The sequence below is a fragment of the Corynebacterium sp. EPI-003-04-2554_SCH2473622 genome (genome assembly GCF_001665955.1).
Classification (GTDB): domain Bacteria; phylum Actinomycetota; class Actinomycetes; order Mycobacteriales; family Mycobacteriaceae; genus Corynebacterium; species Corynebacterium pseudodiphtheriticum.
The window spans coordinates 1-15,404 of the sequence record NZ_LZMN01000067.1; the positions used below are offsets into that span (position 1 = coordinate 1).

Here is a 15,404-nt window from a genome sequence, read left to right on the forward strand (position 1 = left end):
CTCACCGACACCAGCGATGACGATCATGTCATCCAGATCTGTGGTGATCTCACCGGTTTCCACACGCTCCGGCTGTGCAGGCACTGCGATATTCGGCAGGGCCGTGATGGTCGCCGGGGCAGCGGGGGCGTTGGCTGCTGCCTCTGCTGCGGCCGCGGCGGCTTGTTCCGCATTCGCTGCCGCCTGGGAAGTCAGCTCAGCCATGTTCAACGTGTCCCCCAAACCACCGGTCAGATCCAGGTGCAGCGGAGCCTTGGCAGCCTGCGCGCGGGATTCGGCAGAAGCCAAGCCCATCAGCTCGTGGGAAATCTCTGCTGGGTTCCATACCCGGATACCCGCGGCCTCCACAGCCGGAACCAGTCCGTCGTTGCCGGCCATCAGGTGCGTACCGGCCACCCAACCGATCAGAACCTGCGCCAGGGTGACACCGTCGGACCAGCCAGCCTCAACCTTCCACTTGTTCATAATCGCATCCAGCGCGGCCTTGACCTCGCCATAAGCGCCGTCGCCACCGAATACACCGCGGTTTGGTGAACCCGGAAGCACCACATGGCAGCGCTTGTCGACGCCAGCTTGCGCCAAACCGGCCAATCCCGCGATGGTGCGTTCGACGGACCACAACAGCAAACGCGTTTGGTTTTCTGCCTGCGGGCCGGCGTCGGCCAGCGACCCTGTCACCGGTGGGGCGGCGAATGGGAAGGCCAGGGTTGGGATCAGAGCTGGCTTGAGCAGCTTCACCTCATTGCCGACGGATTCCACCTGCTCAGTGCCGATCCAGTCGATGACCGCATCGACGTCGCGGTAGGACGACAAGTTCGCCGGTACCAACCACAGCGCAGCACCCGGGACGGCGTGCTCGGCATACAGCTTGCGGGCAAACTCCTTACGCGCTTGGCTCACGCGCGAAGCAGTCATGACGACGGTCGCGCCGCCTTCCAACAGGCGCGCGATCAGCGCAGTGGCAATCGAGCCCGGAGCAGCACCGGTGACCAGCGCAATATCCTCGGCGTAGGCACCCTGCAGCTCAGATTCTGCCAGTTGCGCGATCTCTTCCAGCTCGCCCTGCCCACCGTTGGCTGCCCACCAGCGGGCTTGCTTGGCGACGGTCGTGCCGGTGCCGCGGAAACGCTCCAGGGCGATATCTGCTTGCCCCAGCGCGTAGCGGGCGAGATCTTCCCGGGCGCTGGCCCAGCGGTCGTCGAAAAGCACAGCTTTGCGGGCATCGAAGACCGGGGTGACGGTCTTGACCCAGCCGGAACCCAGCTCTGCCTCGACGGTTTCAAACAGCGTGTTATCGGTTTCTGGGGTCTCTGGTGCAGGCTCGGACAAGCCCAGCTGCGCCAGTACGGTACGTGCGGCAGTAGCCAGCACACCGTTTTCGCCGGTGACCTGCTCGGCGAATTCGTTGAGCGCAGCGGAATCCACGACGGAACCACCACCGGCACCCGAGCCACCGGTTGCTTGCGAGACCGCCACCCCGTGGCGAGCAGCCACTTGCTGTACGGCGGCGTCAACTAGTTCGTTGACTTCTGCCTTGGAGCTGGCAGAAGTTGGGATCGTTGCTAGCGATCCGCCACGCACCGAATCTTCTTCGCGCGAGCCCAGCAGGATTTCGGCTTCGACGTGGGCGATCCAGGATTGTGGGAGTGCCCAGGTGCCGGTTACGCGCTCGCCGACAGCAGCAGGCTTGGCACCGGCGGCACCGGTTAGCTGGCGCAGGCGCGCTCCGATGGCTTCGCTGAGCACCGCACCAAACGGGCTGTAGCCCGGAGCTGCGGTGGTGACGCGGCCACGCAGGGTGGCGACATCAGCATCAGCGGCCCCGTCGATGGCTGGAACCCCAAGTTCAGCGGACATATCCATGAGCAGCTGGTTACGACGCGAGGACACACCGTTGGTGAGTTCTTCGACGGTATCGGAATCGTTGATCTGCTCTAGGCGGATCTTGTTGGAAAACGCGAACAGCGTCATGATGGCCTCGGCGGCGGTGAAGCTGAGCTCGCCGGCCGGGGCGCCGCCTCCAGTGTTGGCTCCAGCAGCGGTACTAGCGTTGGGGTTAGCGCTGGCGCTTGCCGACGCGTTCGCTGGGGCTGACTCGGCTGTACCGGCTGCCTCGGTGGCAGTGTTTGCGGTGGCTGCAGTGTTTGTGGAGTCAGGACCCGCCTCCGACATCGGTGCCGGGTTTTCCGTAGGACGTGCAGCATCGGCGCCGACCTCCGGCGCCTGGCTGGCTTGGTCGGCGGCGGCAGCAGAGTTACTTGCAGTATCTTCGTCATCCACCTCGATCGGCGCCTCGGTGACGTCGGCAAGCATGACCACATCCTGGTCACGCTCGACGTTGTACACCGGCAAGCTGACGCCAGCCACGGCCATGGAACGCTGCGCCAAGTTGGTCAACGTTGGCGACGACGCCAAGCCGACCTCGATGATCTGGTCGACGCGAGCAAACAGCAATTCCTGGGTTTCGATCCAGCGCACCGGTGAAGCAAACTGCCAGGACAACAACTCGATCAGCAACAGGCGGGCCAGCTTTTGCGGCTCCATGGTGGCGGCGTCGATGTTGTCGAGACGGCCAGACGGGGCCAAAGCCGCGGTGGCGTCCACGAAATCCTGGGTGAGTTCGAACGGGCGGGCCACTAGGTTCGGCACATAGCGTCCGACCAGGGCATCCAGGTCCAAGGTCTCCGGTAGCAGCTCGTCGAGTTTGTCCGCGAATGCCGGCACGCCGTCGCGCAGCACACGGGAGTGGAACGGCACATCGATGCCCGGGACGGTCACGAACGCACGCGGGGCAATAGCTGTGGCGCGCTTGCCCAATTCCGCCAGGCCAGCCTTGGTGCCAGCGATGGAATACTGCTGGCCGGAGATGTTGTAGTTGACGATCTCCAAGAACTCGCCGGTTTCCTGCGCCACCTGGGCAACATAATCCTGCACATCATCGGCACTGACACCGATCATGTTCGGGCGCAGCGCACCCATGCCGTAATTGGAATTGCCGTGCTCGTCGCGTTCGACCAACGTGCCCATCGCGGAACCACGCGAGTAGACGATGTCGATGACAGCTTCCAAATCGAAGATATTCGCCAGCGAAGCCAGCGCGGTGTATTCACCCAACGAGTGCCCGGCGTACATGGCACCAGTAGCCAGCGCATTGTTTTCGCGCAAACGCTCGGTCTGCCCATAGGCGACGACGGCCAACGCGACCTGGGTGAACTGCGTCAGGTGCAGCACGCCCTGCGGGTGGCGGAAGGTAGTACCGCGCACCTTGAGCTCTGTTGGGTTGTCGTCGATGATCTGCCGGATGGAGAAACCATGCTGGGTGCGGGTGTGGTGATCCGCGCGACGCCAGGCCTCGCGTGCAGCAGGGGAGGCGTTGCGATCGTCGCGGCCCATGCCTTCTGCCTGCACACCCTGGCCTGGGTAGACGTAGGCGGTGGCAGGTTGTGCCAACAGCGCCTGGCCGACGGAGACGACTTCACCATCGATGCGGCAGGTGACTTCTAAAGCACTGTGGATGCCGGCGCGTCCGACGCGTTCTGCGGTGATTTCCACCTTGTCGCCGAGCTGCACCATGCCGAACATGGAATATGTCCAGCTGGTGACCGTGCCGTGGGTATTAGCCAAGTGCTGGGCGGTGGCCGATAGCCACATTCCGTGCACTAGGGCGTCGTCAAGATTGACCAGGCGAGCAGCATTAGTGGAGGTGTGGATCGGGTTGTAGTCGCCCGAGACCAGCGCGAACGGGGTCATATCCTGCGGCGCAGTGACGGTTGCGCGGTCGACGAAGGAACGTGGGGTCGGCTCGACCTCAGCAGCTAGGGCAGCACCGCCCCATTCCGGGGCAGGTGCCGGGACGCTGGCACCAGTGGCGCGGCCGCGGATAGCGAAGCGCTGCATCTGGGTGGCCACCAACTCGCCGGATTCGTGATCGCGCAATTCCAGTTCCACGGTGACGATGCGTCCGGCGTTGGACTCATCGATCGCAGAGCACCAGGATTTGACGTCGATGCGGCGCGCATTGCTTTCGCCTTTGTTGCCGCGGGCGAGTTCGTGGAGTGGTACCCGCAGGTCAATAACGTGGTTCAGGTGCACGGCGTTGAGAAGGCCCTCGATGACTGGGTAGTCGGTACCAGCAGGCTCGCCGTGCTCTTCGCCGATGCGGCCAGAGCCTAGCGCGGTATAAATCGCAGGCCAGGCTGGGCCCACCAGCACGTCCGGGGTGCCCGGGGCGGTGGTGAGCTTGTCGCCCAAACCAGCGCCGGTGACTGCAGTGTGCGCCTGCAGCAGCGTGGTAGGCAAGGTGAAGGAATCTTCGGCATAGCCGAATGGATATTGCTCGTTGACCGAACCTTCCACGATGGTCGGCAGTGCGGTGATCTCATCGCCGGATTCGGAGATCGAACCCACACCAGCCAGGCCTGCCAGCAGCTCAAAGACTGCTTGTGGCAGACGGTCGTGGTCCACAACCGGGCTGGCACCGGTGGCGACGGCGTCGGAAAGATCGACGGGGATGGACACGGACTTCACATAGAACGGGCGCTGGGATTCTGGCAGGTCATCCCAGTAGGAATCGGTGTTGATGCGAATGGAATACTGCGGGGCAGCCTCGGTGCCGTCGTTGATGATGTCAAAGGCTTCAGTTGGCAGCTCCACGGCTGGGTTGGCGATGGTGTGCCCGTGCCATTCCAAGCTTGGGGCCTGGCGCAAGAATTCTTCTGCAGTGGTGGCGTTGCCCAGGCGTGAGTACTGCTTGGTTGGCTCCACGCCAGCTTGTTGCAAGGCCTCGGTGGTGCCGGTTTCGAACCGGGCCAGCAACTCGGCGACGGGCTCGTCGACCTTGGTAATGCCTGCTACCGAGACCGGGCCCGGGATGATGCGTACGGCGTCGGCGTCGTAACGATCCTCCTGTGCCTGCCACAGGGTGTCTTTGGAGAACCACTTTTTCAGGTCACCATCGATGGCCGTGGTCCATGGCATCGGCTTGTTGTGCTTATGGTTCAGCGAAACAAACCAGGCGGCATCGCGCGCTGCGACGGTAGTGGTGGCAGCCTGCGGGAAGGCTTCGAGCAAGGTGCGCAGGTTGGCCGGGGCATCGGCGACGGAATCCAGGTCTGGGAACAGGGTGTCGATTTCGCCGTGATCCGACGGGTGCAGGCGCGCCTCGATGCGGTGCAACAGGTCGAACCAGCGATCCTGCCAGGTCGGGTCCATGAACGGGAAGGCTAGGTCGACGAAACGCTCCAGCCACTGCTGGTAGGTCATGGTCTCGACGTCGCCGAAATACGGCTTGGAGGTCTTGGCCAATGCGGCGATGATTTCTTCGCGGTGGTCCTGGTAATCAGCTGGATCCAGCGAGGTGATCAGCCGGGCGGCAGCGGCGAAAGAGTTGTCGATTTCGTGCAGATCCGCCAGTAGGTGCGACTGACCAGAGGCCACACCACCGTTAGCGCGGCCGCGGCCGACCCAACCGCCATTGGTCTCCGGGCTGATACCTGGGGTGTCGACGAGCAGCTGTTTGACCTGCGGGGAGGTAATGGCTTCTTTGGTGGCCATGGCGACCGTGCCGACGAACACGCCGTCGACCGGCATGCGCGGCAGCGAATATTTCTGTGACCACGTACCGGTCAGGTATTCCGCGGCGCGTTCTGCCGAGTAAATGCCACCGCCGACGGTGATGGTGACGTTATCGTGCTCGCGGGCAGCGGCGTAGGTGTCGATGAGCATCTCATCCAAATCCAGCCACGAGTGGTGGCCACCGGCATGGCCGTCCTCGATCTGCAGGATCAACTGGTGCTCCGGATTGGCGGCAGCGATGGCTAGGATGTCGCGGATCTGCTTGGTGGTGCCCGGTTTGAAGGAAATATATGGGAAACCGTCGGCACGCAGCTGGGTGAGCAGTTCTGTGGCCTCGTCGGCTTCCGGCACGCCAGCGGAAATGGTGACACCGGTAATTGGAGCGCCGTTCGCACGGGCCTTCGGGACGATGCGCGCTTGGCCAAACTGCAAGTTCCACATGAAGCGATCGAAGAACATGGTGTTAAACGCCACGGTGCGTCCAGGCTGCAGCTGGCGGATCAGCGAATTCTTCAGTTCGGTAAACAGTTCTTCGGAATACATTCCGCCGCCGGCCATCTCCGTCCAGAAACCAGCGTTGGCGGCAGCGGCGACGATGGTTGGGTCGACGGTGGTTGGCGTCATGCCACCGAGCATGATCGGAGACAGGCCGGTCAGTGCAGAGAACTTCGTCTGCGTGTACGTCTTGCCATCCGGCAGTGTGACCAGCCGTGGGGCGAACTCAGACCAGTCGCGCGCAGTAGGCAATTGCGCGCCGGGGGTAGCGAGGTTATCGCGTTGCGACGGCGTCCAAGCCGGAACGACGGACAGGCCGGTGCCCGCCACGAGCGGGGTGGTGAGTTTTGCGAGGCCGTCGTCAAGCACCAGAGCGTGGCTGATGTGCTGGTCGACCATTTGGGCGGTCTGTGCGGTCCAGTCGAACGGGCGGATCAGGATGTCGCGGACGACGGTGGCGATATCGGTGTCGCCGAGATCCAGCTGGCAGGCCTGGGCCCACTCGATGGTCAGCTCTGCGGCTGCGGTGAGGCTGTCGTGGTGGAAAGGCAGCGCGACCGGTAAGTAAGTGAAGTTTGGAGTGAGTTCTGAGCCGCCGAATTCGCGTGCCTCCAGGGCGTCGTTATAGGCGCTGGCGTGGGCGGCGACGTTATTTTCTACCGCTGCGAGTTCATCCGGGGTGCCCGAGACAACGAAAGCGCGGGTGCCATTGACCACGGAGATGGCGGCTGAGCCAGTGGTGGTCCCATTCAGGGACTGCTCGACGACATCGCGCGGGAGGTCGCGGATCAACAGCATGTGCGAGCGGGAATCGGTGGAACCGTGGGCGACGCTTGCTGCTGTGCCCATCAGGATGGCCAGGGCCAGTGCGTGTACTGGATGTTTGATGGCGGCGATGCCGAGGCTGCCCTGGGAGTGGCCGAAGGCGGTGGTTGGGTTGTTCTGTGTTGAGCCCTGTTCTAGGTCGCAACCTGCAAGGTTCATCCCCAGGTCACGCAATTGATCAATGGCAGCCAGCTGGCTGAGCACGATGCCCGGGATGCTGACGGCGGGGAATACGTCATTGGAACTAGTGGAATTGTTCGGGCTGGTGGTGTGGTTGGATGCGCCGGTGTCTTGGGAGTCCGCGTGCACGAGCGCTTCCAAGCGCTCCATGGCTCCTGGGATAGTGGAAGCAATGGTGCGGGCGTAAGGGCTGACCAGGCTACGGGCTTGGGTCAGGTAATTGTCCAGGCGGCCGACGGCGTGGTGGCTGGCAGCGGCATTGCGCAGCTGCTTTTCCCATTCCGAGGCTTGACCAGCAAAGATGATGGCGGGGGCGCGCATGGAATCAAGCGGTGTCAAAGACATGCAGTGGCATCCTTTACAGAAAATATGAGGAAACGTTCATGTTGTCTTTGCTCACCGTAGTGCATGCGAGTTATCTCACGTGGATAACTCGCGGCAAATGTGAGTAAATTCTCATGATTTTGTTTCAGAAACCATGTTTTGAGTGCGTATGTTCGGCATAGTTGCACAATAAAACGCCCTGGCTGGCCACTATCATGGGCGAACCAGGGCGTGAAATACTCCGGGGAAGTGGATCTTATTCAGCGCAAGCTACTTATCCGTAGCGGCGCCGTCTTGCGTACCGCCGTCTTCCGGCTGGGCGGCAGCGTCCTTCTCCTTCGGCACCAGGCCCAGCATATCCAGCAAGTCGGCCTGAACTTCGCGGCGGCGCAGCTTGCCAATCTGGTCAGTGGCGAGCTCTTCGAAGTGGTAGAAGGTGCGCGGAACCTTGTAGGCAGTCAGACGCTCGCGGCAGTAATCCTTCAGCCCATCCGGATCCAGTGCAGCGCCTGCCCGCAGAACCACACAGGCCACGACGTCTTCCGAGCCGTCCTTGCGTGGACGGCCGACGACAGCGCACTCTTCCACATCAGGGTGCTGCCCCAGGCAGTCCTCGACCTCACCAGGGTAGACGTTGAATCCGCCGGTGATGATCATTTCCTTAATGCGGGAAACAATGCGCACGAAGCCGTCTTCTTCCATCACAGCCATGTCACCGGTGCGGAACCAACCGTCGTGGAAAGCGTTTTCCGTGGCTTCCTCATTGTGTAGGTAGCCCTTGAATACCTGTGGGCCGCGGCCGAGCAGCTCGCCTTCCTCGCCATCCGGCATGGTTTCGTCCAGATTGTCTGGGTTAGCGATGCGTACCTGGGTATCGGGGAACGGGATGCCAATATAACCCGGGCGACGGTTTTCCGAGTGCGGGTTGCAGCACAACACGGGTGAGGTCTCGGTCAGACCGTAGCCTTCCACCAGCAGGCCACCGGTGCGCTGTTCCCACTTCTCGACGGTGTCTTCCGGCAACGGGGCGGCACCCGAAATGGAATTGGTGATGCCTTTCAGGTCGATGTCCTGCTTCTCGGCGGCCTCCATGACCTTGGAGTAGAGCGTCGGCACGCCCGGCATCCAGGATGGCTTGCGGTTTTTGATCACGTCCATCAGCAACGGGATTTCTGGCTTCGGCACCAGCACCATCTCGCCACCCAGTGATACGGCAAGCCCGGCGATCAGCGTAAGGCCGTACACGTGGAACATTGGCAGAGCACCCAGCACGCGCTCGTCCGGGTTGCGGCCCAGGGTGGGGAAGAAGGTCAGGATCTGGGCGATATTCGCGGAAATATTGCCCTGGGTGAGCTCTGCGCCCTTCGGGGTGCCCGTGGTGCCGGAGGTATACAGGATTAACGCGGTGGAATCACTGGTGACACAATCTGGGGTGCGAATTTCCCGCCCGTCGCCACCGAAGGCTTCGCTGGCCAAAGACTCAAATGAGATGGTGTTTGGTGCGAACTGGGAAAGCTGCTTGCGTTTTTCGCGGATCGACGGCAGGGGCAGGTAGCGCAAGGCCAGCTGTTTGGTGCGGGGCATCGCATTAATCATGTTGACCGAGATGATGGTCTCGAGCGGGGTCTTGCTGCGGACTTGCTCCAACATTGGGGCGGCTTTGTCCCAACAAATCGCGATGCGGGCGCCGTGGTCGCTAAACAGGCTTTCTAGCTCGTGCGCCGTGTACAGCGGGTTGTGCTCGACGACGGTTGCGCCAATTTTTTGGATGGCATAAAACGCAATAACGTGCTGCGGGCAATTCGGTAGCAGGACCGCCACGCGATCACCAGGGCCGACACCGAAGGCCTTCAGGCCAGCCGCCACAGCGCGCACATTCTTGTCGAGTTCGCTGTAGGTCATCGATTCGCCAAAAAAGTAGGTGGCCTGCCGATGGTGGTTATTGGTCAGATTCGAGTCGTACAGACTCAGCAGCGTCTTGTGCTCGTATTCCGGCTTTTCTGGGATATCGCCGTAGTGCTGTAGCCACGCTTTGGTATCCGAAGCGGTCATTGCTACCTCCTTGCGTAGGGGTGCTTTACATCACACGTTTTTGAGATAGTCCCCACACTACCAATTAGTGAGTCGTTTCACATAAACTACGCAAGCTTTTAGTGTGGTTTGTTAAAACTCCAGCATAAGGGGGGGAATGGAAGTGGGGCGGGTCGACGTAGCGGTATCGACGTCGGCCCGCCCAAAATTAGCGTGATTTTACGAATCTATATTCGTTCCCTGTGCTCGTGGGATAGCAAACAAAAACTTCGCCTACGCCTGCTTCAAGCGTGCAATCAGGTCAGCCTGGACCTCGCGACGACGAATCTTCCCCAGCTGGTCCCTGGCTAGTTCTTCGAAGTGGTAGAAGGTGCGCGGAACCTTATACCGGGTCAAACGTTCACGGCAGAACTCGCGCAAACCTTCCGGATCTAGCTCGGCACCGTCGTTAAGAATCACACAGGCAACGACGTCCTCCGAGCCGTCCTTGCGTGGGCGACCCACCACAGCAACGTCAGCGATATCCCGGTGGGCGCTGATGGTTTCTTCTACCTCGGCAGGGTGGACGTTAAACCCACCAGTGATGATGATTTCTTTCAAACGCGAAACCAGACGCAAGAAACCGTCTTCTTCCATCACGCCCATATCGCCAGTGCGGAACCAGCCATCATGGAATGCTTCCTCGGTAGCTTCCGGCTTATTTAAGTAGCCCTGGAAAACCTGTGGTCCCTTGACCAGTACCTCGCCTTCCTCACCATCCGGCATGGTCTCGTCGAGGTTTTTGGGGTTTGCAATACGGATCAGCGTATTTGGCATCGGAACGCCAATGAAACCTGGGCGTCGGTTTTCATTGACGGGGTTGGCCACGATCACCGGCGAGGTTTCGGTCAAACCATAGCCTTCGACCAACAAGCCGCCTGAAAGTTTTTCCCATTCGTCGACGGTGGATGCCGGTAGCGGGGCAGCACCGGCAAAAGAATAGCGGATGCCCTGCAGATCGAGGTCCTTCTTTTGGGCTTCCTCGGAAATTTTGTCGTAGAGTGTCGGCACACCGGGCAACCAGGTGGGCTTGCGCTTCTTGATGGCATCGAGAATCAAGGGGATTTCCGGTTTAGGCAGCAGGATGATCTCACCGCCGACGTAGGAAGCCAGCGCGCCAATGAGGGTCAGACCGTACACGTGGAACATAGGCAGTGCACCCATGAGAGTTTCGGGCTTTTCGCCAATTCCGGGCAGCCAGTACTTTGCCATTTGCACGTTGGAGCAGATATTGCGGTGGCTAAGCATCGCACCCTTCGGGGCGCCGGTGGTTCCGGAAGTATAAAGGATGAATGCGATGTCGTCCGGGGTCAGCGTCGGCTCTGGTTCCAGGTTTTCACCAGTGCCGCCGATCGCGCCGTCGAGAAGCATGCGGTAAGGGATCGCGTTATCGGCTTTTGCAGTGAGCATCTCGCGCTTTTCACGCACCGCTGGTAACGGCAGATAGCGCAACGCCAGCTGCTTGGTTACGGGCATGGCCTCAACCATGTTTACCGCGATGAGGTTTTGCAGCGCTGTGGCGTGGCGAAGCGGCTCCAGCGAACTAGCGATTTTGTCCCAGACGATGGCAGTGCGCGCCCCGTGGTCTTTGAATAGGCCTTCTAGCTCATATGGGGTGTACAGCGGGTTGTGCTCGACGACGGTTGCACCTAACCGCAGGATGGCGTGCACCGCGACGATGTGTTGTGGGCAGTTAGGGAGCACCACAGCCACCCGGTCGCCTTTGCTGACTCCTAGTGATTTTAGGCTTGCGGCTACCGCGCGGACCTGCTTATCAAGTTGCGCATACGTCGTCGATTGCCCGAAAAACCAGGTGGCGTTGCGATCCCGGTGATTTTTGAGGTTTTCGACGTAATTGTCGACAAGGGTGAGATCCGCGAAATCGATTTCGGGAGGGCAGGCGTCGTTATAGTGCTGTAACCAGGCGCGGTTTTTGAATGCGGTTGCCGCACCGGTGTTTGCGTTGTCGTTTGGATTGTTGTTTGTGTCCTCGTTTCTGTTGTTGTTTGTGTCGGTGTTGAGAGCATGTTTGGGCTCTGACATGGGAACAATCCTCCTGTATTGGCGTTTGCTGGTTTCGCTTGCTGGGCCGTAGGTGGGCAAACCTTGCGGGGTGTACGAACCGTCGCTAGCGAATTGCACCGAAATATTGTGATCTGTATTGCAGTTTTGGTTCCATAACCACAGTAGGCGATTGAGGCTCGCTTGGCTAGGGTGTGTTCGTTAAAGCGGTACTTTGGGGCCAGACTGCGGCACGTTGAAAAGCACATTAACTGATTTGCAGGCAAACAAAATAGTTGGTGTTCGTAAGGGGGTGGTTAGTGAAGATCAACCGGAAAAGCGGGGAGGGCTGTGCCAGCCTGACAGAAAACTGGCAGACAGAAAACTGGCAGAGAGAAAGCCGGCAGAGAGAAAGCGAGAAAAAGAAAACCGCCCGGAAAACCGGGCGGTGAAAACTGCATCCAGAAGCGATAAGAAGGAACTACAGAACTTGTAGCCCTCCGCTAGCTCGCATCCTCTAAACGTTTCAGCAGGTCAGACTGTACCTCGCGTCGGCGGATCTTCCCCAATTGGTCCTTCGACAACTCCTCAAAGTGGTAGAACGTGCGGGGAACCTTATATGGAGTCAGTCGCTCCTTGGCAAAAGTACGCAGCCCTTCTGGGTTCAGCTCGGCGCCATCGCGCAAAACCACACAAGCCACGACATCCTCGGCACCGTCGGAACGCGGACGGCCCACCACGGCGCACTCGACGACGTCGGCATGGCTCAACATCGTCTCTTCCACCTCACCCGGATACACGTTAAAACCACCGGTAATGATGATTTCCTTGATGCGCGAAACCAGGCGGATGAAACCATCCTCTTCCATTACACCGACATCGCCGGTGCGGAACCAGCCGTCGTGGAACGCAGCCTCTGTAGCCTCCGGGTTGTCGTAATAGCCACGGAAAACCTGCGGCCCACGGGCGAGAAGCTCGCCTTCCTGGCCGTCGGGAAGCGTCTCATCCAGGTTGTCCGGGTTTGCGATCCGAATTTCGGTATCAGGAAATGGGACACCGATATAACCGGGCCGACGGTTCTGACTCATGGGGTTACCCACCAAAATCGGCGAACATTCAGTCAGACCATAACCTTCCACCAAAAGGCCAGAGGTGGCTTGCTCCCAGTTTTCCACGGTGTGCACCGGCAGAGTAGAAGCACCAGAAAATGCATTGCGCACCTGGGAAAGGTCAATATCTTTGTCCTTGGCTGCCTCGATGATTTTCTCGTACAGCGGTGGCACACCCGGGATCCATGTCGGCGGGTGCTTTTTCATAATGTCCATCAGCAACGGAATCTGTGGCGACGGCAGCAGAACCATCTCGGCGCCCAAAAATGGCCCCAACGTGCCGAAAAATGTCAGACCATACGCGTGGAACATGGGCAGCGCCCCCAACAGGCGTTCTTGTTCATCTCCTAGCCCGGGAACCCAGTGTTTGCCCTGCAAAATGTTGGCATACAGATTGCCGTGGGTCAGCTGCGCGCCCTTCGGTGTGCCAGTAGTGCCCGAGGTATACAAAAGCAGCGCGGGTGTGTTCTTGTCGACGCCGTCGGCAGGCACAAAATCGCCCGCCGAACCGCCCATAGAGCCGTCGGCAAGCACAGAAAACGGAACCGTGTTTGGCGCAGGTGCGGTCAACTGCTTACGGGTTTCGCGGATTTTCGGCAGGGGAATGCGTAGAGCCAGCTGTTTGAACTTCGGCATCGCTTCGACCATGTTCACCGAAATGATCGTTTCCAGCGCCAGGTCGCGGTCCTGGCGTAGCTTCTCCACCGTTTCCGCGGCCTTATCCCAGACAATCGCCACACGGGCGCCATGGTTGACGAAAGGATCGTACAACTCATGTGCCGTGTAGAGAGGATTGTGTTCGACGACGATCGCGCCCAGCTTGAGCACAGCATAAAACGCGGCCACGTGTTGCGGGCAGTTCGGCAAAATGAGCGCGACACGATCGCCCGGGCCGACGCCAAGGGAGCGTAGGCCAGCGGCAATACCGCGAACCTGCTCATCAAGCTCGCCGTAGGACATCCGGTGGCCGAAAAACCACGTCGCGGGCTTGTTCCGGTTGATCGCTAGGTTGTTGTCATAAACATCCAGCAAGGTGACGTTGCCGTAATCAAGCGTGTGCGGAGTCGATGGTGCGTAGTGCTGCAACCATGCCTTCGATTCAAAAGCCGACATAGAACTACTGTGCTTCCTTCATGCTGGGTGGGTATACCGGGACTGGTTTTGTAGTGCGGATTGTTTTGTCCGGACTGGAGAACTCTTTCCAGTGTACTCCCGGCAACGTGGGGCGTTTCGTGGGAACGTGTCAAGTTGTTTGTGCGTGAGGTCTAGTGGTTACGCTGGGCTTATAGTTCTAGGTCGCGACCTATATAAGCTCCAGTTCTGCTGTAGAACGCCAGTATCTTTAGGATGCAAGTATGCGCATCGCCATGATCTCTATGCACACCTCACCCATCGAGCAGCCGGGAATCGGCGATGCCGGGGGCATGAACGTCTACGTCTTAAATATTGCCCGCCAGCTCGCGAAACAGGGTATTGGTGTCGATATCTTCACCCGCGCCACCCGATCCTCCCAGCCGGAGGTCATGCAACTTGCCGATAACCTCCGCGTTATCAACATCATCGCGGGCCCTTATGTCGGATTAGAAAAAGAATCGTTGCCGACGCAGCTGGTTGCTTTCACCGGGGGCATCGTGCAGTTCGTCAACAAAGAATCCCAGCCGGCGGCAAAGCAGGAATCCCGTACTGGCTACGCTCCCTGCCACGCACCGTACGATGCGATCCATTCCCATTATTGGCTCTCCGGCCAGGTTGGCTGGTTGCTGCGCGACCTGTGGGGCATCAGCCTGGTCCACACCGCCCACACGCTTGCGGCGGTGAAAAACGCCTACCGCTCGGCTGACGATACCGCCGAATCCGAGGCCCGGCGCATCTGCGAACAGCAACTCGTCGACAACGCTGACACTCTCGTCGTCAACACCGACGAAGAAGCCCGCGACCTCATCGGCCATTATGATGCCGAACCTTCCAAGATCGTGGTGGTTCCGCCAGGTGCCGACCTAGAACTGTTTACCCCGGGCACAGACCGCAACACCGAGCGCTCCCGACGCGAACTCGGCATCCCACTACACACGAAAGTGGTCGCTTTCGTCGGCCGGCTACAGAAATTCAAAGGCCCCGAGGTACTCATCCGCGCTACCGCCGAGCTTTTCCGCCGCGAGCCGGACCGGTGCCTACGAGTGGTGATCTGCGGTGGCCCTTCGGGAAGCGCAGCCAGCCCGGATTATTATCACAATCTTGCCTGTGAACTGGGCGTCGGCAAGTGCATTCGGTTTATTGATACCCGCCCGCCGGAGGAGCTGGTCGCGGTGTATCAAGCTGCTGACCTGATTGCGGTGCCGAGTTACAACGAATCCTTTGGGCTCGTTCCCATGGAGGCGCAGGCTTGTGGCACCCCGGTGGTGGCTGCGCGGGTCGGTGGCCTGCCGATTGCCGTTGCAGATGGACAGACGGGTGTGCTTGTCGACGGGCACGACCCTGCTGATTGGGCCGATGCGTTGGCAGATTTGCTGGATGACGACGAACGCCGCGTCCAGATGGGGCAGGCCGCGGTGGGCCACGCCGCGCAGTTCTCGTGGGCGGCGGCTGCGGACCGGTTAGTGGGGGTATTCCAGGATGCGATTGCGAGTGCTGATGGGGCAGCAAGATGAGCTTGCCGTTGGCAGAATTCGGTTCAGAATTAGGTCCAGTCATAGCTTCTAGCATGCCACGGTCACCCCACTAATTGCCGCTGGCTTGCCGGTTGTGCAACCTTGCTGCCCCATCAGCACTCGCAATCGCATCCTGGAATACCCCCACTAACCGGTCCGCAGCCGCCGCCCACGAGAA

General features: G+C 60.1%; 6 protein-coding genes. 2 read left to right on the forward strand and 4 right to left on the reverse strand.

Going from position 1 to position 15,404, the window contains the following annotated elements; genetic code table 11:
- From A5774_RS07490 to A5774_RS07500, 3 genes are all read right to left on the reverse strand, one after another.
- On the reverse strand, positions 1 to 7,419 hold a 7,419-nt coding region (locus A5774_RS07490; RefSeq protein ID WP_064834142.1), incomplete at its 3' end, for a fatty acid synthase subunit beta domain-containing protein.
- Positions 7,420 to 7,668: 249 nt separating this feature from the next.
- On the reverse strand, positions 7,669 to 9,450 hold the full coding sequence (locus A5774_RS07495) for a long-chain-fatty-acid--CoA ligase (RefSeq protein ID WP_064834144.1): 1,782 nt from the start codon (positions 9,448 to 9,450) through the stop codon (positions 7,669 to 7,671).
- A gap of 252 nt (positions 9,451 to 9,702) precedes the next feature.
- Positions 9,703 to 11,511, reverse strand: coding sequence for a long-chain-fatty-acid--CoA ligase (locus tag A5774_RS07500; protein WP_082936154.1), 1,809 nt, complete (start codon positions 11,509 to 11,511; stop codon positions 9,703 to 9,705).
- Between the two features lie 214 nt (positions 11,512 to 11,725).
- Here A5774_RS07500 and A5774_RS07505 point away from each other — a divergent pair, with 214 nt between their 5' ends.
- Positions 11,726 to 11,965 carry a hypothetical protein gene (locus A5774_RS07505; RefSeq protein WP_156519579.1) on the forward strand — a complete coding sequence of 80 codons (240 nt, stop codon included), beginning with the start codon at positions 11,726 to 11,728 and terminating at the stop codon, positions 11,963 to 11,965.
- Positions 11,966 to 11,972: 7 nt separating this feature from the next.
- Here A5774_RS07505 and A5774_RS07510 read toward each other — a convergent pair whose 3' ends face one another.
- The gene (locus A5774_RS07510; RefSeq protein WP_064834148.1) at positions 11,973 to 13,691 is read right to left on the reverse strand and encodes a long-chain-fatty-acid--CoA ligase; all 1,719 of its coding nucleotides are present in this window, start codon (positions 13,689 to 13,691) and stop codon (positions 11,973 to 11,975) included.
- A gap of 242 nt (positions 13,692 to 13,933) precedes the next feature.
- On the opposite strand from A5774_RS07510, the gene mshA reads away from it, so the two are divergent.
- A complete protein-coding gene (gene mshA, locus A5774_RS07515; RefSeq protein ID WP_064834150.1) occupies positions 13,934 to 15,226 on the forward strand; it encodes a D-inositol-3-phosphate glycosyltransferase in 1,293 nt (430 codons plus the stop codon).
- The last annotated feature ends 178 nt before the right edge of the window (positions 15,227 to 15,404 follow it).

What these genes read in the sequence shown, in the direction of transcription:
- mshA (WP_064834150.1), top strand. Translation starts at nt 13,934, where the DNA reads ATGCGCATCGCCATGATCTCTATGCACACCTCACCCATCGAGCAGCCG.
- A5774_RS07500 (WP_082936154.1), bottom strand. Translation starts at nt 11,511, where the DNA reads ATGTCAGAGCCCAAACATGCTCTCAACACCGACACAAACAACAACAGA.
- A5774_RS07510 (WP_064834148.1), bottom strand. Translation starts at nt 13,691, where the DNA reads ATGTCGGCTTTTGAATCGAAGGCATGGTTGCAGCACTACGCACCATCG.
- A5774_RS07495 (WP_064834144.1), bottom strand. Translation starts at nt 9,450, where the DNA reads ATGACCGCTTCGGATACCAAAGCGTGGCTACAGCACTACGGCGATATC.